We start from the raw sequence: 18069 nt of genomic DNA, 5'->3' as shown, positions 1-18069 counted from the left end.
GACCGCGACAACGACCATCTTGAAGGCTGTTGGTGCGTTCCCTCAATAGAAGACGTACCCTGCTGGCTTACTATCGGGACGGCTTCGAGAAATCAAATCCGAACGCCACAGGGGGCGACAAATTGTTGGGTTATTTATTTGTATATAATTAGAATACCCGTACAGTTTTTAATCGTCGCTTATTAGGTCGATAGCATGGCAGATGCGGAGCAACAAGATTTAGGCCTTCTTTTTGAGAACGGACTTTTCACTGTCCCAAAGTACCAACGTGGATATTCATGGACTACATCCGAAGTACAGGACTTACTTTCTGATATTGAACATCTTCATCGAGACAGGACAAGGAACGCAGATTTCGAAGGTTTTCACTATTTCGGAACAATTGTCCTTCAAAATGTTGGTACTAAAACCGTATCTCGACGGAAATTAAGTGAATACAATGTTATTGATGGTCAGCAACGGCTCACCACTATTACAGTCTTACTCCAATGCATAAACGAACGATTGAAAGAGTACAAACACGAAGAAATTGACGGTGAATCAGTAGAGAAAATCATAGAGGACAATCAAGAGACATTTATTGATTTCCGTGGCGAAGCACGGATTCGACCGCAAGAAAAGACAAAAGAAGTCTACGACTTGGTTATCATTAACAGCGAAAATACAGATAGTGTATCTGCAAGTATCCCTTCGCAGGGGTACCTGCTTAATGCGAAAGAAGTTATACATGATTGGTTGGACGAGAAGGAAGAAGACGAAGACGACTTTCTCGAATTCTTATCAGGATTGTCGGAGGTACTGTTTTCTAATATCCAAGTTACTACATACACAATCGAACAAACAAGTGAAGCAGGTCGCTTTTTCGAGGTACTAAACGATAGAGGGCGCGACCTTACGACTATTGATAAAATCAAAAGTTATCTGATTTTCTGTGCAGACCGGCAAAATGATGAATCGCTTGCTGAAGATATTTATCAGAAGATTGGGGCCGTCATCGAAAAAGTCTCACAAAACGGTGGCGAAGAGTCGGTTGATAGATTTGTTCGAGAACACTGGCGACTATTTTCGGGTGAATATAGTTTTGAGACGAGTACCATCACAGACATACACCGTCGAGTAAAACGGATTCCTGCTCATATCCCCCAGTCCCGCCCACCCGAAGAACAGAAGATTTGGATTGAGGCGTATATGCAAGATATGAGAACAGCGGCAGAGGAATTCCGTAAAATCACGAATCCAGATGTTATACTTCGGGAAGCCAATAATCCTACAAAAGTTGAAAGAGAGATAGTGTCGGCATTAAAAAGTTTCAATGCTATCGGGAAAGAAACCAACTATCTGTCTTTGCTAATGAGTGCAGGCAGAACGTTCGGGCATAGTGAAGAGTTTTTGAGAACGATAGAATTGTGTCGAACTCATGCGTTTCGACTATATCAAATCGCCAACTCGCGGGCGGATAAGAGGCGTGCCCATATACGCAAAATGTCGTACCCTGTTTCATGGGTTGGCCGGAGTGAAACTGCAAATGATATTTTCGGAAAAGGCCATACCCCACCAGAAGAAGTCTTTGAGACCACAGAAGCCGCTTACGAGTACATCGTGAGAGAAATCGAAGACGACCTCGGTCGATATTGCCCGGATTACCTCATTGCAGATTATCTCCGCCAATCAGATGTTGTCAATGGTAATGATAGGTGGGGCGGAATCGGTGAAACCTCAATTGTCTATCTGTTATATGAATATGAGCGGTATTTGCGAATGCAGAACAGTGGCGAGTCGCCAATTGCTGATTTCCGTGAATTCACGGGTGTTGGCTTGGGAAGTCGGCGGGTACAACTCGAACACATTTGGCCGCAGAACCCGAGGGAGTTACCAGAAGAGCGCACTGAAGAGCATGAGGAATGCGTGAACTCCTTGGGTAATCTCGCTCTCATCAGTCCTGATGATAATCCACACGCAAGCAACAAGCCTTATCGACAAAAGTGGGAAGAGACCTATGATAATTCAAACCAACAACACTTGAGGGAACTTCCTCATCCAGATAATGTTGAATGGGGTAGAGAAGCAATCGAAAATCGTACTGACGAACTCGTTGATTTCGTTCTCAAGTGGTGGTCAGGGGCGAGTGAGGCTTCTGTGTGTATAGAGGGATACCACGAGTTTAGTACAGAGCAGAGGCGCGACCTTCAAAATAGAATTTCCCAATCTGTTCGTGATAATTATCATAAGAGAAATGGACAGTCGATTGCGAGTGTTAGTATTCGGAACCAAACGCTCAACGGTAACGAATGGACAGCAATAAGAAATTGTGATTGTGGTTCGCTATCAATGAAAATCCAAGCAAATAGCGGAGAAGTCCGATGTGCAGAATGTGATTCTGAACTAACGGCTCCCCTATATCAAGTACGTTCTGAAGTGTAACCTTTCTCAATACCCCTATCAGCGAAATCCTATACGCCTGCGTGAAGCCTTGAGGTACGTCTGTGCGACCGTTTTAGTGTCCCGAGAAAATAGGTGAACTAACCACACGAAACGCGCCGCTAATCGTTAGGTTGCGAGGAAGAGGGAAGGGTCGTCCGGCCAAGGTCGTCCTTCCCCTGTCGTGGAAGAGGCTACGACGATGAATGCTACGTACTCCACCGCCAAGAGCGTACCGCCACAGTTCGACTACAAGACCGACGAGTATCGTTCACGCTTCCGAGACGAGGTGCTTGACGCACTTCGAGAACGCTCGAACACTCTTTTCGACGTTCCGACAGCACTCGGGAAGACGCACACGGTAGCGACGACTCCGTGGGGCCAATACCCTTCACTGACCAATCAGAAGCCAGTCATTCATTTCCACAAGACACGAGACGCCCGTGACGAGGCCGCGAAAAAGAGTAAGAAAGCAGGATTAGACGCTGAAGTGCTACAGGGGTGGGAAGAGATTTCGTTGCCTGCTTCTGACGCCTTCGACTGGCCTTCGATTCGCGGCAAGCCTCTTCGGCAGTGGATTTACCAGCAGTGTGAACGCAACGGCATGAGATACCCGGAAGCAGTTCACCGGGCGAAGATTGAACTCAATGACGACTTGTTAGACGAAGCACCGCTGACCGGTATCCAGTGGGCCGATTTGCTTCCGCTCACCAGAGCCAACGTAGATATTATCCACGCTACGCACCAGTTCGCGTTTGCCCCACCACTCCGGAACGGTACGGTAGTCGTTTTTGACGAACAGCCCGACTTCACGCAGAACCTCAAGGACTCGCCGGACGACTTGAGTCGAGAGCGTATCCGCTGTGCTGTTGTGGCGTATCTTGACGAGGGTGAGGCTCCGATACAGACCTTGGGACTATTGATGGAACTCTCGAAGGGGGGTGCCGATAAGCCGTTTCAGGGACAGTTGCAAAATGCCCTCACACATCAGACAGATAGAGATTGGTGCGTATCGAACGACGACGCTCACCCATTGGCACCGGCACTTACCCGTGCGATATTCCGGGCCGAACCACGGTCGAACGGTCGATATGTTGGGACTGCGACTTACACACCACAGGCACCGTCAGGCTTCGGTGGTTCAAACCTGAACACCGACCAAGAGGTAACGGTGGTCTTTGACGACGAGAACACGATTCAGACCGTGCGGGTTGTCCCCGACATGAGCCAAGCCCACACCATTCTCGGGTTGGACGCTTTCCCGACGAAACCGCTTTGGAAACTGAATACGGGCGTCTCCTTCGACGTGAATCATCTACTATCGGCACCAGAACGAATGGTTTGGCGACGGCGTGAGAAGCAACTGCGCGTCGTTCAGGTCGGGTCAGACGCAAATCACTACACTCGCGGTATCCAGAACACGCAAAAAGTTCGTGCGCTGGTCGAGGAACTCCGCGACCGACATGGGGACGCGTTCTCGTCCGCGATTACCTCGAAGGCGGCGAAAGACACGCTGAAGCAAATGATGGAAGACGCCGGGGTGAACGACCCGACTATCCTTACCTTCGGGGAACAGAACAGCAGGAACGTTCTTGGGGACGAAGACGTTGGCTTGGTGGTCGGCTGTATCGACATGGGCGACGGGCCTGTGCTTGACCGGCTCGCTGAACTCGGACTTGTGGCCAACCCTGACCGGAAGAACACCGAGTGTTCGAACTGCGAGGGGGACGGGTGCCGAGAGTGCAACCACACCGGAAAGGAACGGGCAGAAGGACGTGGATTCGTCGGCCCTGACGCTCGCGTAGCAGAGCGAATCTGCGACAGTGTTCGGCGCGACGAGGTGAAGCAGGCCATTTCTCGGTACGGACGTAACCCGACTAATCCGACCGACTCTGCGACCGTCTACGTCCATACGAGCGTGATTCGCCCGTCTCTCCTACTTGACGACGACAGCGAAGGTGTCGATATACGCGCGACCAGAGAGAGCGAGGTGATAGCGTTCGCCCGTGAGCAAGACGAAACCACGACCAAAGCAGTGTGGAACAATACCAATGCGTCTCGAAAGTATGCCACCAAGGTTCTGAACGAACTGGTTGAACAGGGGTTTGCGACTCTTCGTGAAGAGGAACCCTACGGTACGCACATCTACACCGTATCGTCGGACACCCCGAGCGACCATTTCGTAGACTTGGACTGAACCTTCGAACTATCCTCTTTTGTATAACAAAGAGCGTAGTTCAAAAGTAAGAATTTTGATGTTTTCAACCCCGACCCCCTCGACGGGGTTCGATTCTCTTTCAGAAACGCTTCAAATCGGTCTTCATACCCCTCTCGTGGAGAAAACCTATCAAAATCAATAAATATGTAGTATTATGATACTCGAAACTGACGGCCTACCCCTATCCATCGGTAGTCAATGGGGCCAGCCCGGCCCGTAGCCCACCTGCCTACGCACTCGCACAGCAGGCACAGGTACCAGCAGAGCGCTGTCAGAGAGGCAGAGGCCAGTGGGTACCCCTGACGGGCCGGGTGGGCTGGTAGGGGATACGAGAGGTCGGGGGGACTGGCCCCGGTGGGGGACGGGGGTCGTCGGTCGGGCCGGGACAGTCGGGGGTAGGGTGGGGGCTTCGAGAGGGTCGAAAATTTCAGAGCGGCAGACACTCTATAGAGATGTGTGATTTTCGCGGGTGATTGACCGCGTTTGTGGCGTCGTACTGGCCCCATAGCGGGTCGTGACGGTTGCCTTCGGCGGCGTGGCCCACTCGTCGGCGTTGAGCTTCAAGGGCGTGAGCGATGGAATACGGGCCGAGAACAGGCCAGTGACGGTCGGCGTCAGGGTACGCTCATGACGGTATCGTCGGGGTATGGCCCTTTAGTGTTTTTATACCGTTGGCGTAGGCGACTCACTGCCGAGGTCGTCCAAGCGCTCGGCAGGTCTGCGTGTGGTTTTATTATATGCCGTCATGTTTCAGATAACATGGCACGGAATCCGAAATGCCCCCGGTGTGGCAGTTTCAACGTGACTCGAACGCATGGTATGAAGAGTTGCCAAGACTGCGGCAAGAGTTGGGAGTGACAAATCGGAACAGCCTACGCTTTCGCTTGTTCCGATTCTGGTTCGGTTTCACCGAGGTCGTCCAATCGGCCATAGGTCACATCCCCGGTGTCTTGGTCGGTCAGCCCGTACTCCGCAAGGTACTTCCGAACAGTCGTCGGGGAACAGTCGAATCCCTCGCGAGCCGCTATCTCGTCCGCTGACAGGCCTTCCTCGACGTATAGACGGCGAAGTGTCGGTTCGTGTCGCCAAGGCCGAAGGACGCCGAGACGTTCCATGTGGACGGTCACGCGGCTCTTCGAGACGCCGAGTTCGTAAGCGATAGTTCGGGGCGACAGCCCGCGCTCATGATAGCAGTGCCAGAGGAAATCACGGTCACGCCACGGTTCGTCTTCGGGAACGCGCTCTTCAGGTAGGCGGAAGGTCATAGACGATACTATGTGATTCGCGCCAGTAATTCGTTCGGTGGTGGAATACTACTTTCACTACGGTAGCAGGACGTTTTTGTCGCCTCTGGTCAACTTACTCGTAACATGGATGATTACGTTCCACCGCAGGCAAGTGAAGACGCATTTCATTGCCCTCATTGCAACACCTATGCTCACCACTCTTGGCAAGAGTTGAAACTTCACCACCCAAGACAAGGCCGATTCCAAATCCTCGATGGACAAGTCGGGACTTGTTCGAAGTGTGGAGACTACCATATATGGACAGGTGAAGATATGATATATCCACAGGCTTCCTCGGCTCCAAAACCGACCGAAGATATGCCAGATGGGGTACGCGAAGACTTCAGCGAGGCACGACAGATTGTCGATGATTCTCCCAAAGCCGCCGCCGCGCTTCTTCGGCTCGCTATGGAGAAACTGGTACAAGACCTGACCGGGGACGAAGACCAAAGTCTCTACTCTGGTATCGGGGAATTGGTTGACGAAGGGCGCATAGACGAGCGGATTCAGAAGGCGTTGGATAGCGTTCGAGTAACGGGTAACGACTACGTTCACGCAGGCGAAATATACAACCCTGACGACCGGGATACTGCCCTTCGACTCTTTGAGTTGGTGAACGTGATTGTCGAACTCACGATTACGCGTGAGAAGATGATAGAAGAGGCCTACGACGAGATTCCGGAGAACAAGATGGACGGAATCAAACAGAGGGATGGTACGTGACCCATTCAACTACGTGAGATTACGGAATAAGTGTAGCATGAGGTAATCAAATGGGACTATTGATTTTCGGACTCAGTTTGTTGCTCGCTTCCATTTTCTTTGGTGTCTTCCCTGTACTCCTTGTTCTCACGGGCAATTGGATTCTTGACACAGTTGGAATCCCGATTTTCGTCGCGTGTGTCGGAATTGCTATCCTCATTTTCTACGCCGCTCTGGTCTGGTTTCGAGGTTCATTGTGGAAGGCGTTGATAGACCTACTTGAGTTCGGTATAGTCGGTGTTGGATGGGTTGTCTCGAAGTTTGCCACTGCGATACGTCGTCTTGGTGCTATCGTCTCTGTCATGTCATGGGTGAAGGCGACATTAGGTCTCTACCCCGGTAGGAGATTCATCGAAAATCGTCGTGAAGGTATCGTGGAACGGGGTATCAAACACGTAGAGAGTGGCGACGTTGAAATCACAGACTCACCCGAAACACTCGCTCAGGAAGCCCGTGAGGCATATGATAAAGCAGGTCGTCAACTTTCCAATGGTGAAGCCGTTCTTGGACTCTCGCTTGCGGTGGTCACTCTTCTGCCGTCTAATATCGCATTAATCCCGTATTCCGAACTATTGAGTTCATCCGGAGTCGCGGCGGGATTGTCTATAGCCCTTGTATTCGTCGTGGCAATCCGCCTCTCGGCTCTTGATTTGGCCTTGGCCCGTGACCCCGACCCGACCGAGAACAAGGCACGATTGGCCGTGTACCGAGATTGGAACCAAACTGTTGCGGGTGGAACAGATGTAGTGAAGGTATTCGTGATGTTGCGTGTTATGTATGGGATTAGTGACTCGGCCTATGAGTTCTACATTGATTGGGTGTTTGAGAGAAACATAAACGGGGAAGGGGTGGGAACGGTCGAACTCATTCGTGAACTGCCAAGGCCAGTTTTTGCCTTCTATCTGTCTGAAAGAGACGGTATATCACCGTCAGAAGCGAGTCAAGAAATGTTTGGATGGGACGTTTTCAGTTCCTTTGAGTTCGGCCCGTCAAAAGAGGAATCGCCACCAGAAGACGAGGAACCGTATATTTTCGAGTCGGCTTTGCGCCCCGTGATTGAGTTTAAGCACGATATTCGTGACGTGAAACGGGCAATGAAGGCCCGCCAATTGGCTGAGAAACGTGATTCGTCACCAGAGGAAGTAAGCAGAGAACTCTATGGTGAAAACATCCTTCCGGCGAAAGAGGAAACCACGAGTAACGCTACCGAAGAGTCAACAGAATAGTTTGTTCACTCGATAAGCCTGTACTGAGCGCGAATCAGGTTCCGTTTCTGTTCGTCCGACTCTTCGTCTTCCATGCCCTCTTCGACCATCCTCACCGCAGAGTCTTTGCTTTCTGGTATGCGAATCTCGGGGTTCTTGTCTTGTTCGTCGCTCATACCAGTACTTCAGCCGCGAAGGGTGAATCCCTTTGGGTGGCTCATACCCCGTCGAGATAGTCACGACGCTGTTCGACCTTCACCTCTTCGTCCCGGCGGTCATAGTGGGCGTCGAGTACTCCTTGGCTGACGTTCATCCGGTCGGACACGACTTGCTCTGGTACATCTTCGGTCAGGTGGTGAGTTATGCTTCCTCTTCGGATGGCATGGGGTGACACTGACGACGGACACTTGCTCGCTCTCCCTCGTTCAGTAATGGCTTCGCACTCGTCTTTCTCTTTCCCGTGCGGACAGTCCCCTTGATACTGACAGGGGCGCGTCCACCGATAGACCGTTTGCCGGAGAGTGTTGTTCGTGGGGCGTCCGTGCTTGGTCGTCAGCAATGGGTCGCGCCCATATTCGTCGGTAACATCGTGGCGGTGTACGTCGACGTAGTCTTCGACCACGGTACAGACAGCCGTCGTCAGAGCCACGTACCGCTCACCGTTCCCCTTGTTCTTTAGCGGAGTATCAGTATCCGGTCGGTGACGAACGGATAGATACTCGTCGTCCGGGTGAAAGTCCGATAGGTCGAGCGAACGAATCGAACCGATACGCATACCCGTCCGCCATAGCAGGAGAACGACGGTGTGAGAGAACGAGGCATACTCGAACCGTTCGAGATAGTCGAGTAGTACCTCGGCTTCCTCGGAATCGAGTTTCACGTCCCGCTGACCAGTTCCATCCCCGAGCGTCGGAGAGATTATTTTCGAGTGTAAGTCACTCTCGACGGCGTCCACCGTCTCACAGAAGCGAATGAATACCCGAAGAGTATCCATCTGAGATTTGAGACTGACCTTGTTCAGGTCGCCGTCTTCCTTCCGCCACAGTTTGTAGCGGTGAAGGTCGCGGCCGGTGAGATTGTTTACGTTCTCTACGTCTCCTTCGCCGGCGCACCATCGGATGAAATGGTTCAGACGGTACTCATGGGCCTGTAAGGTACTCTCGGTCACGTCGGTACTCCGTTCCCGTAGGTACAAATCGAGCGCTTCCTCTGCCGTGGTCGGCGTCAGGTTCCGGTTTGGCTTGGACATAGGTTGCTCCGAAGCCCATAACCGCAAGAGGGAGCGCCGAAGGGTGGCCGTAACCGCGATTCGAATTCGCGCCGGCCCACTTCTTCCCCACTCATCACACACAGCGACAGCACCGGGGGAACCGTCTTCTTGCAGTAGACCAAACAACACATATGGTCTCAGTCAGCCGTTCGATTCACATCGACACACCAGTCGAGACGGTATTCGAATACCTCGACGACCCCCGAAACCACCCCGAGGTGACGCCGAGCCTGAGCGAGGTCCGGAACATCGAACCGCTCGACAACGGCGGCAAACGCGTCGAGCACACCTACAAGATGGCCGGTATCGGCGTCGACGGCGAACTCGTCGAGGAGATACACGATGACGGCGAACGAATGGTATTCGAGATGCGCGGCGAACTCACCGGCGAAATCGAAATCGAGACAGTCCCCGACGGTGACGGGACAGAACTGCGCTACCGGGCCACGTACGACCTGCCAGGGACCGTCATCTCGGCACTCGCGACGCCGTTTGTCCGGCGGTACAACGAGCGAGAACTTCAGACCACGCTGGAGAACACCAAGACGAGACTGGAGGCCGGTCAGTGAGAGCGACTGGGGAACGACCGGTTCACACCAGCCGTCCGGCAGTCCCCACCAGCGGAACCAACACGAGCAGATACGTGAGCGCACAGAGCGCCCAGTCCCGACGAATCGCACCCACACGTGAGGACGCCACGAGCGACTGGGGCAGGACGACGACAGCGAAGAATGCGACCATCAACACGTAGAGCACAGCGCCAGCCAGCACCACGGCGAGCACCGACAACTCCCCGAAGACGCCTTCGCTGACCAGCAAGAGCCAGACGAACAGCGGCCCGGTCAGGATGCCGGCGAGATAATGGACGACCGTCCCCAGTCGCGCTGGCGCGGAATCCGGCCGGCTGCCGGTCAACACGCCCGCGGCGATTGTCGGCGGTGTCCGTCCCTCCGGCAGCCGCGGCATGACGAGGTCCATCGCGAGCGTGGCAACCACACCGGCACCGACGCCGAGAAAAAAGAGCAGCGAGACTGAAAGCGGTTCGTAGTGTGTCATACCCGTTTCGGAGGGTGCCAGCGTATTTTTTCTGGTGGTTCTCGCCGCCCGGACGCCTCGCCATAGCGTGGTCCACAGACGACCTAGCGTTTCCCTAGCGCGCGCTCGAACGTTCGCTGTGCCCGTTCGTACCCCTCGTTGCGGTCTACGATAGGGTGTGGATACTCCGGAGCCAGGCGCTCGCGCTCCCCGCGCGAGAGTGTCGGCCAGTCGATGATTTTGTCTGCCGGAACGTCGCGCAGTTCCGAGACGTACTCGGTGACGTAGGTCGCGCCGTCGTCGTATTTCGACAGCTGTGAGACGGGGTCGAAGATGCGCACGTCGACGCTGTCGGTCCCCGTCGAGGCAATCCACTGCCAGTTGCCGTAGTTGTTTGCCGGGTCGTGGTCGATGAGCTGTCGCTTGAAATACTTCGCGCCCGTGCGCCAGTCGACGAGCAGGTGTTTCGTGAGAAAGGAGGCGACGACCTGGCGCGGTCGGTTATGGATGTATCCCTCCTCGTTGAGTTGGCGCATGCCCGCGTCGACGAACGGATAGCCGGTTTCGCCGCGCTTCCAGGCGTCGAGGTGGTCGTCGTCCTCGCGCCACTCGATGTCGTTCGGGAACGACTTGTAGTTCTCGACGAGCAGCGTCGGATTGTAATACAGCAGGTGGTAGTTCTGCTCTCGCCAGGAGAGTTCGTACCTGAATTTGCCGATATTTCGCTGTGCACTTCCGCGCGCACCCTCGTAGCGCTCGCTCGCGTCGGCCCATATCTCGCGGATGCCGAGCATTCCACCCGCGATGTAGGGTGAGAGCCGTGACACCGCGCCGACCGGCTGTTCGACCGCTCGTTGCATATCGTCGCGTGTGTCGTTGTAGCTCTCGATACCCGCAGTCAGGAACTGGTCGTACCGGTCCCGTGCTGCCCGATAACCGGCTGTCGGGAGGTCGATATCCGCCGAGACCGACGGCGGGCCGGTATCGTCGCTGAGTGAGACGAACCGCTCCTCGTCGGGCACGTCGAACGGCGTCACTTTGTGCTGGTCTTGCCAGTCGTCGTAGAACTGGCTGTGGTTCGGATACCGCGGCGCGAGTCGTTCCGGGTCGACCAACACGAGGTCGGTGACCGATTTCGTCGGTAGCGCCTCGTCGACGGCCCGCTGCCGGTTTCGACGGGCCGGCCGGTAGTGACGGTTGTAGTACACCCGCTCGGCATCGTACTCCGAACACAGCGATTCGAGGGTCTCGGCCGGCGACCCAACACGGACGAGCAGGTCTGTCCCCAGCCGCCGATACCGCTGTTTTAGCGCTCGCACACCGTTTAGCAGGAACGCGCGCTGTCGCTTCCCAATCTGTTTCAGCAGGTCGGTATCGACCACGTACACCGGCAGCGTTGGCTCTTTCTTTGCCGCCAGCGCGAGTCCCCTGTTGTCTGGGATACGGAGGTCTCGCTGGTGCCAGAACAGATGCATGCAGTTGACTACGGTTGTAGCGGTATGAGTCTAACTGTCCGCTGTGGTCGAGACGCCACCGCCGATGGCTTGCCGGTCACCGCCGCGACCGATAGGAAACTACTCCGTCATCGACCGTCGCAACCACAGTTGCCCGCGCGAGCCGCCCGTGGTCGCGAATATGATGCTCCGGGACGAGTGGCAGCGGCACGGGTCGGAACCCGTCGGCACGCATCGCGCTGACGCTCGTATATCGCTCCAGTACATCTCCGTCGTCAAACACGCAGAACCGCCCGGCATCGTTGCGGGCGTAGCTGTACCGGAACGTGGCGGCCGCCGGGCCCGGACAGGCAAGTCCGTCGACGGAGTCAAGCGTGGCGACGCGGTCGCCGCCGACAGTAAGCGCGAGTGGTGGGGAGTCTGTCTCTCGTGACTCTTCCTCGAACCACGTGACGGGGCCGGTCGTGCCGAGACAGGCGTAGCTACCGTCCGACAGCAGAATGCGGTCCTCGATTGGGACGAACTCGCGGCCGCCGTCCCGGCCGGCCAGCAAGAACGGGTCTTCGAGCAACGGTTCGACTTCGCTGGCAGTCTGTGGGTGGGCGACGAGGACCGGCACGCACCCCTCGTGTGCAGCGTTTGCGATTGCCGAGACGACTGTCAACGGTCTGTCGTCCCGGAGTGACACGAGCGCGAGTGGAGCGTCGACCCCGGCTATTGTCGTCGTGTCGCCCCGAGCGACGGTCGGCCATTCCTCGGCCGCGAGGCTGTACCCACGCTCCTGGAGGTCGTCGGCCACAGTATCGCGCCGACGCGAGACTATCGGTCTCATCAGCCAGAATAGGGGCCAGAACAACATAAACAACAGCACGGACCACCCCTTCGTGGCGGTCTCGTTGGCAGCGACGAAATCTCTCCCTTCCGGCCCGAGCGACGGGATGGTGCTGTCCCGTTACTCGTCGGTCGTGTCGATGCCCAGGGCTTCGTTCAGCCCACAGAAGCAGGTCGTCGCGTTGAAGCCAAAGCCAACTGCGCCGAGGAGCGCGAGCAGTCCGGCCTTCCGTTTCCCGTTTCTGAGCGTACGTATCGCGGTGACGGTCAGCACGACGGCGAGCAGTGCGCGGACGATTCGGTCGCGGCCACCAACGTTCTGCTTGGCCATACTCGACCCTTCGGGCCCAGCAGTATTGAACGTTCGTCTCCGTCTACCACTCGAACGCCTCGTGGACCTCTCGGCCCGCATCGTTGCACACGGGGCCGACAACGTCGGTAACGCCGTCGAGGACTGTCGCGGCACGGACCGGTGGCTTGCTGCCGGTAAATTCGCCTATCTCGGGGGCACTAACGCTGTAAATGACGCGCTCGAAGCCGGCCGAGCGCATTCCCCCGGCACACATCGGACAAGGTTCGGTACTCGTGTACATCACCGTCTCGGCGCGTTCTGTGGCGTCGAGTTCCCGACAGGCACGGTATGCGAGATGGAGCTCGGGATGGCGGCGAATGTCGTCTCCTGTCTTGATGCGATTCGACTCCGCCATGACGACCGTATCGTTGCACACGAGAACGCTCCCGAAGGGGTGGTCGCCACGGTCGGCTGCCTCTCGCGCGAGGTCGATTGCATGTTGCATGTGTGATACGTGACGGTACTCGACTGGCGGAATCTCGTCCATGCCACAGTAACACGGCGATGTCTCATCAAGCCTCGCCCGCGTATCAGTGCTGTTTCTGGCCCTGAGACAGCTGTTGACAGGTTATGTGGCACGAACACGGAGAGGTTGTACCGGAATGGCGTCGTGGCCACCCCCTCACGGCGTCGACTGGCATACGGCCAGGGACGGTTCGACCCCTTCGGCTCTCCGACTCGTTGTTGATGCCTGCTACGACAGCGACACGATTGGCTTCTCCCGTGTTTCACTGCATGAAACAGCCGGGCTCCTTTTATATTTGCCCCCCGTCTCAGCCAGCCTGGCGGTCGGTGATTCCGCTGCGTTCCGGGACATCTCGTCGTGGTTCCCCGCCTTGCCCTCCACTCCTCCATTTATCTCAGACCACGACCCGCAGGTTCAAGCGACACCGACGCGTATGGTGACCCGTGTCAGATGCTAACTTTACGCCCGGGTTTCAGTCGCTCGAGGAGGAGGTAAGTCGACGACAGCTCCCGGTCGAAGGCGAGATACCCGCCTGGCTATCGGGGCGTCTCGTCCGCAACGGGCCGGCCAAATTCGAGGGTGGCGGCGAGCGCGTCGTACACTGGTTCGACGGGCTCGGGATGGTCCGCAGCTACGAGTTCGACGACGGCGGGGTCTACTACACCAACCGCTTCCTTCGCACCGAGAGCTACGCCGACGCGATGGCGGGCCGGCCGACGGGACAGTTCGCGACCGGCGAGCGCGGACTCCAGAAACTGCTCGGCTGGCTACGGCGGCTGGGGCCTCCCGAGCCAACCGACAACGCGAACGTCCACGTCGCCAGACTCGGCGGCGAGTACGTCGCACTGACCGAAGTCCCGCGGTGGACGCGATTTGGCGACGCTCTCGAAACGCGCGGCGAGTTCGCGTTTCGCGACCTGCTGGAGTACGACATGATTACTGCACATCTGGTTGCAGACCCGCGTGGCGGTCACCTCGGGCACGCGCTCTCCTTTGGCCGGACTCACGAGTACCGCCTGTTCCGTATCCCCGAGGGGACCAGACGCCGGGAAGAAATCGCCGCGATTCCAACGGATACGCCCGCCTATATCCACAGTATCGGCGTCAGCGAGACACAGATCGTACTTGTCGAAACGCCGCTTCAAATCGACGTACTCGCCGCCCTCTCGCCGTTCACCGAGGGGTTTTTCGACCTGCTTCAGTGGGACGACAGCCAGGACACCACCGTCTACGTCGTCTCTCGTGAAACGGGCGAGGTCACCACCGAGACGACAGTGCCGTCGTTTTTCACCTTCCACATCGTCAACGCATTCGACGACGCCGGCGACGTGGTTGTCGACCTCGTCGCGTTCGACGACGACCAGATTGTCCAGGCGCTCTCGCTTGCGGAACTCGACGAGGCCGGCTTCGCCGGTGCACCGCCGGGGCGACTCGTCCGCTATCGCGTCTCTGCCGACGGCGGGGTGACAGCGCGACAGCGGTACGACGGTGGTATCGAACTCCCGACGGTCCCGCGACAGGCCAGAACCCGCCGGCACCGCTACGTGTACGGACAGGCGACCGACCGGAAAGGAGCGAACGGCCTCGTGAAAGTCGACACCGACCGAGAGTCTGCCAGCGAGGTCTGGGAGCGCGACCTCTACATCGAGGAACCTCGCATGGTCGAGCACCCCGACCCCGACCACGAGGACGACGGCGTCGTTCTCGCCCCAGCACTGGATGTTGCCGCCGAACAGTCTGTTCTGTTGTGTCTCGACGCGGCGACGCTGTCGGAACTCGGCCGAGCACGGCTCCCCCATCCGGTCCCGTTTGGCTTCCACGGGCGCTTTTTTGATGATTGACTCCTGACGGCCTGAATCTCGGCGAAAAAACAACACAACCGAAGACAACCAACGTGAGGAACAACACCGGGACTGCACGGAAGCGTCCGCGGCCGGTGGCCGGACGAATCTGCATCACTGCTCGGTAGACTCGGACGACTCGACTGACGGCAGTCCGGTCGCCATCAGTCGCCGGGCGAGCGTGACAAGGCCGTTGTCGAACCCGCGCCCGAACACCGCCTGTTCGTGTTCGCGCTCGTCACCGGGCGTCTGGTGGAACGTGCTGACGAGAATTGTACTCCGGTCTATCAGCACCATCCGGCTGATTTCGGTATCGTCGGCCGGCGGGGCCGACTCGCTTAGCCACTCGAGTCCAGAGACGAAGACTTCGGCTTCCGGGAGACTGTCTTGGACGCGGTTTTGAACCGACTCGGCGGTCGTTCCGATCATGACTCGTACCTCTCGTTTCCTGGCTGTGTTGAGGCTCTCGACGAGTGACTCGGTGAAGACGGATTCGTCACCGAGGACGAACACGATTTCTTCCTCGGCCTCGCTGAGTAACTGCTGTGTTCGGCTCGTGATTGCAGTTGTCCCCGACAGGGCCCATACCTCGTGGGGAACGTCGGCCTCGACGTCGGTTGAGGTGGGCTCTATCGTGTCGAGCGTGTCGCGGAGTGTCTCGGTCCGTGTCCGATACTCGCGCTGTAACGTGTCTGCTGCCTCGTCGATGGAAACCGCCCGAAACTGCTGTGGGTTCGAGTGTTGTATCTCGACGAGGCCTTTCGATTCGAGCACCCGGACTGCGTCGTAGACACGCGTGCGCGGTACCTCCGATATCTCGCTGATATCCTTGGCCGTCCCGTGGGGGAGTCGTGTCAGCGCGACGAACGCTTTCGCCTCGTACTCCTGTAGTCCGAGCTGCTGGAGCAATTCTATCGCTTGCTCTCGGTCTGAAATGTCTTCCATGGGTCCCAACCTGTGCTACTGTGTAACCAGCAGCCTATCCCCTCTTCACGCGCCACATGAAAACAACTTCCCCTTCATTACCCTCGCTAGCTGCTATTTTAACTCGAATAATCACAATAAGGTTATACGGGGAGAGTACGAACGCCGAGGTGGCACACGGCTCAGACGGGTCCCAACCACGCTGTTGCTGTGTGCCGGACTCCCTCCGGAGTCCTTTGATTGACCTATCATGTGTGCTGACAATGTCTCCAAGCCACGCGAAGCTGCCATCACACAGCTCGAAGCGTTTGGTTTGAGTACCGACGCTGCACGAACCGGGGCTGTAATTTGGCGCTGTCACTCACAGCGTTACAGATGAAGCAGCGACTCCCGCGCCGAGAGTGCTGGGAGTTTCTATACGAGCGTCGGCTCGGTCACTGACGCCGAGGCAGGCAACGGCGGTGACAGGCTTGCCGCGGGGGTCACCAGCTACGGCGGTTGGTTACAGCGTCGTCGCGTCCGGGTGGTGAGCGAAAAATCGAGTCGACACCGCCGCCACTCTGGAGTACGTCGAAGGCGGTCATCAGGTCTGTCCGTGAGACCAGTCCGACGAGGTCGCCGTCCTCGGTGACCACAGGGAGTCGCCCGATATCGTGTTCGCGCAAGGTCTGGAGCGTCTCCATTGCGTCTGCCCCCGGTGAGATTGTGACGATGTCTGTCGACATCACGTCGTCGACGAGAAACGCCTCGCGCTCCTCCGGACGCACGTCTCTGGCGTCGTCGAGCGTAACCATGCCGACGACCGCACCGTTTTCGACGACGGGGTAGCCGGTGTGGCGCTCTCTGAACATCCGTTCGATGAGGGTCGCGACAGTCGTCTCCGGGTTGACGACGTGGAGGTCGACGCGGGTGGTCATCACGTCTCTGACTGTCACTCCTTCGAAGGTCGCCTTCATCACGGTCTGTTGGGCCTCGCCCGAGGCGGCGATGTAGATGAAAAAGGCAAGCAAGATGAGGACGATATTCAACGAGAGGAGTCCGACAGCACCCAGCAGGAACGCGAAGACCTTCCCGACTTCCGCAGCGAGTTGTGTCGCGCGGGCGTGTGGTCGGTTCCGGGCGAGCAGCGCACGGAGGACACGGCCACCGTCCATGGGAAACGCCGGCAACATATTAAACACCGCGAGTACGACGTTCAACAGCGCCAGGTAGCCGAGAACGAACCGGACGGGAGCTATCGCCACCGGTGTCAGGAGAAAACCCGCATAACAGACGAGACCGACCCCGACGCTGACAATCGGGCCAGCAACTGCAATCCAGAACTCTTGGCGCCAGTTCTCGGGCATCTCGGTGAAGCTGGCGAGGCCGCCCAGCAGCCACAGCGTGATCGAGTCGATATCGTACCCGTATCGCATCGCGACAAGCGAGTGACCGAACTCGTGGAGCAATACTCCAGTAAACAGCCCCAGTGCCGCGGCCAGCCCCAGCGCCCACGGGAGGACCTCACCTTCGAGTGCTGCCGGGTCGAGGCCAGCGCCGAGGACGTCGTTGAGCACCTCCGCGAGCATCGCGATGTCGAGACCGATGATGAACGCGAACACCGGGAGGATGAGTAGGAACGACCAGTGCAATCTGACTGGAATGCCGAATGCACTGCCGACCTGTATCCCTCGCATACGCGGTGATTGGGGCCGGTGGCGTTTAAACCCCGGTCCCGGTCCCTATCGCGCTGTATCGTCACCCTGCCAGACAGAACGCCAGACCGAGTGACGAACGCAAAAACAGTGGTAGACCCCGATGAAACGGACGTACTACCGTCCGAGCGGAAACCTATCAGATTAGCCGTATCCAAAGGATATTTATTGAATCATTACATAGTAGATTGGCTTACCTATTTTCCCACGAACCACCTTTCTTAGCCCTCGTAATCTGGATTGGGGAGCCCTGTTGCCTGTCATCTATCCAATCGGATATGTTATTGGCTGCAAAACAATTATTATGTTTTAA

General features: G+C 56.9%; 16 protein-coding genes. 6 read left to right on the top strand and 10 right to left on the bottom strand.

Features of this window, described 5'->3' with window-relative positions; genetic code table 11:
• The first annotated feature begins 195 nt into the window (after nucleotides 1-195).
• On the top strand, nucleotides 196-2421 hold the full coding sequence (locus tag BLR34_RS06765; RefSeq protein WP_092701044.1) for a DUF262 domain-containing protein: 2226 nt from the start codon (nucleotides 196-198) through the stop codon (nucleotides 2419-2421).
• A 181-nt stretch (nucleotides 2422-2602) separates the two neighbouring features.
• Nucleotides 2603-4615 carry a hypothetical protein gene (locus tag BLR34_RS06760; protein WP_092701041.1) on the top strand — a complete coding sequence of 671 codons (2013 nt, stop codon included), beginning with the start codon at nucleotides 2603-2605 and terminating at the stop codon, nucleotides 4613-4615.
• 893 nt (nucleotides 4616-5508) lie between these two features.
• Here the strand turns inward: BLR34_RS06760 and BLR34_RS06755 are convergent.
• A complete protein-coding gene (locus tag BLR34_RS06755) occupies nucleotides 5509-5901 on the bottom strand; it encodes a hypothetical protein (protein WP_092701036.1) in 393 nt (130 codons plus the stop codon).
• Nucleotides 5902-6195: 294 nt separating this feature from the next.
• Between BLR34_RS06755 and BLR34_RS06750 the strand changes: the two genes are divergently transcribed.
• Entirely contained in the window at nucleotides 6196-6645 is a 450-nt protein-coding gene (locus BLR34_RS06750) for a DUF4145 domain-containing protein (RefSeq protein ID WP_218120855.1), read from the top strand.
• 50 nt (nucleotides 6646-6695) lie between these two features.
• Nucleotides 6696-7910, top strand: a complete 1215-nt coding sequence (locus BLR34_RS06745) for a hypothetical protein (RefSeq protein WP_092701030.1) — start codon at nucleotides 6696-6698, stop codon at nucleotides 7908-7910.
• A gap of 5 nt (nucleotides 7911-7915) precedes the next feature.
• Here BLR34_RS06745 and BLR34_RS16910 read toward each other — a convergent pair whose 3' ends face one another.
• Together BLR34_RS16910 and BLR34_RS06740 are read right to left on the bottom strand one after the other, a co-directional pair.
• The gene (locus tag BLR34_RS16910; protein ID WP_176765261.1) at nucleotides 7916-8065 is read right to left on the bottom strand and encodes a hypothetical protein; all 150 of its coding nucleotides are present in this window, start codon (nucleotides 8063-8065) and stop codon (nucleotides 7916-7918) included.
• Between the two features lie 41 nt (nucleotides 8066-8106).
• On the bottom strand, nucleotides 8107-9138 hold the full coding sequence (locus tag BLR34_RS06740) for a tyrosine-type recombinase/integrase (RefSeq protein WP_092701027.1): 1032 nt from the start codon (nucleotides 9136-9138) through the stop codon (nucleotides 8107-8109).
• A gap of 152 nt (nucleotides 9139-9290) precedes the next feature.
• On the opposite strand from BLR34_RS06740, the gene BLR34_RS06735 reads away from it, so the two are divergent.
• On the top strand, nucleotides 9291-9728 hold the full coding sequence (locus BLR34_RS06735) for an SRPBCC family protein (RefSeq protein ID WP_092701024.1): 438 nt from the start codon (nucleotides 9291-9293) through the stop codon (nucleotides 9726-9728).
• A 22-nt stretch (nucleotides 9729-9750) separates the two neighbouring features.
• Here BLR34_RS06735 and BLR34_RS06730 read toward each other — a convergent pair whose 3' ends face one another.
• The 5 genes from BLR34_RS06730 to BLR34_RS06710 form a co-directional block, all read right to left on the bottom strand.
• Entirely contained in the window at nucleotides 9751-10215 is a 465-nt protein-coding gene (locus tag BLR34_RS06730) for a hypothetical protein (protein ID WP_092701021.1), read from the bottom strand.
• Nucleotides 10216-10298: 83 nt separating this feature from the next.
• Nucleotides 10299-11669 (bottom strand): cryptochrome/photolyase family protein, encoded by a 1371-nt coding sequence (locus tag BLR34_RS06725; RefSeq protein WP_092701018.1) that lies wholly within the window; start codon nucleotides 11667-11669, stop codon nucleotides 10299-10301.
• 76 nt (nucleotides 11670-11745) lie between these two features.
• The gene (locus BLR34_RS06720; protein ID WP_218120854.1) at nucleotides 11746-12480 is read right to left on the bottom strand and encodes a hypothetical protein; all 735 of its coding nucleotides are present in this window, start codon (nucleotides 12478-12480) and stop codon (nucleotides 11746-11748) included.
• 120 nt (nucleotides 12481-12600) lie between these two features.
• A complete protein-coding gene (locus tag BLR34_RS06715; protein ID WP_092701015.1) occupies nucleotides 12601-12810 on the bottom strand; it encodes a YgaP family membrane protein in 210 nt (69 codons plus the stop codon).
• 43 nt (nucleotides 12811-12853) lie between these two features.
• Complete coding sequence (locus BLR34_RS06710; RefSeq protein ID WP_092701012.1) at nucleotides 12854-13318, bottom strand: nucleoside deaminase; 465 nt, start codon at nucleotides 13316-13318, stop codon at nucleotides 12854-12856.
• A gap of 422 nt (nucleotides 13319-13740) precedes the next feature.
• On the opposite strand from BLR34_RS06710, the gene BLR34_RS06705 reads away from it, so the two are divergent.
• Nucleotides 13741-15138 carry a carotenoid oxygenase family protein gene (locus BLR34_RS06705; RefSeq protein WP_092701009.1) on the top strand — a complete coding sequence of 466 codons (1398 nt, stop codon included), beginning with the start codon at nucleotides 13741-13743 and terminating at the stop codon, nucleotides 15136-15138.
• A 114-nt stretch (nucleotides 15139-15252) separates the two neighbouring features.
• On the opposite strand, the gene BLR34_RS06700 is transcribed toward BLR34_RS06705, so the two are convergent.
• On the bottom strand, nucleotides 15253-16083 hold the full coding sequence (locus BLR34_RS06700; protein WP_176765260.1) for a TrmB family transcriptional regulator: 831 nt from the start codon (nucleotides 16081-16083) through the stop codon (nucleotides 15253-15255).
• Nucleotides 16084-16544: 461 nt separating this feature from the next.
• On the bottom strand, nucleotides 16545-17738 hold the full coding sequence (locus tag BLR34_RS06695) for a CBS domain-containing protein (RefSeq protein WP_092701006.1): 1194 nt from the start codon (nucleotides 17736-17738) through the stop codon (nucleotides 16545-16547).
• Nucleotides 17739-18069: the final 331 nt, after the last annotated feature.

The organism is Halovenus aranensis, assembly GCF_900100385.1.
GTDB lineage: Archaea > Halobacteriota > Halobacteria > Halobacteriales > Haloarculaceae > Halovenus > Halovenus aranensis.
Note: the sequence above shows the minus strand (reverse complement) of the source record. Positions and strands in the feature narration are given on the sequence as shown.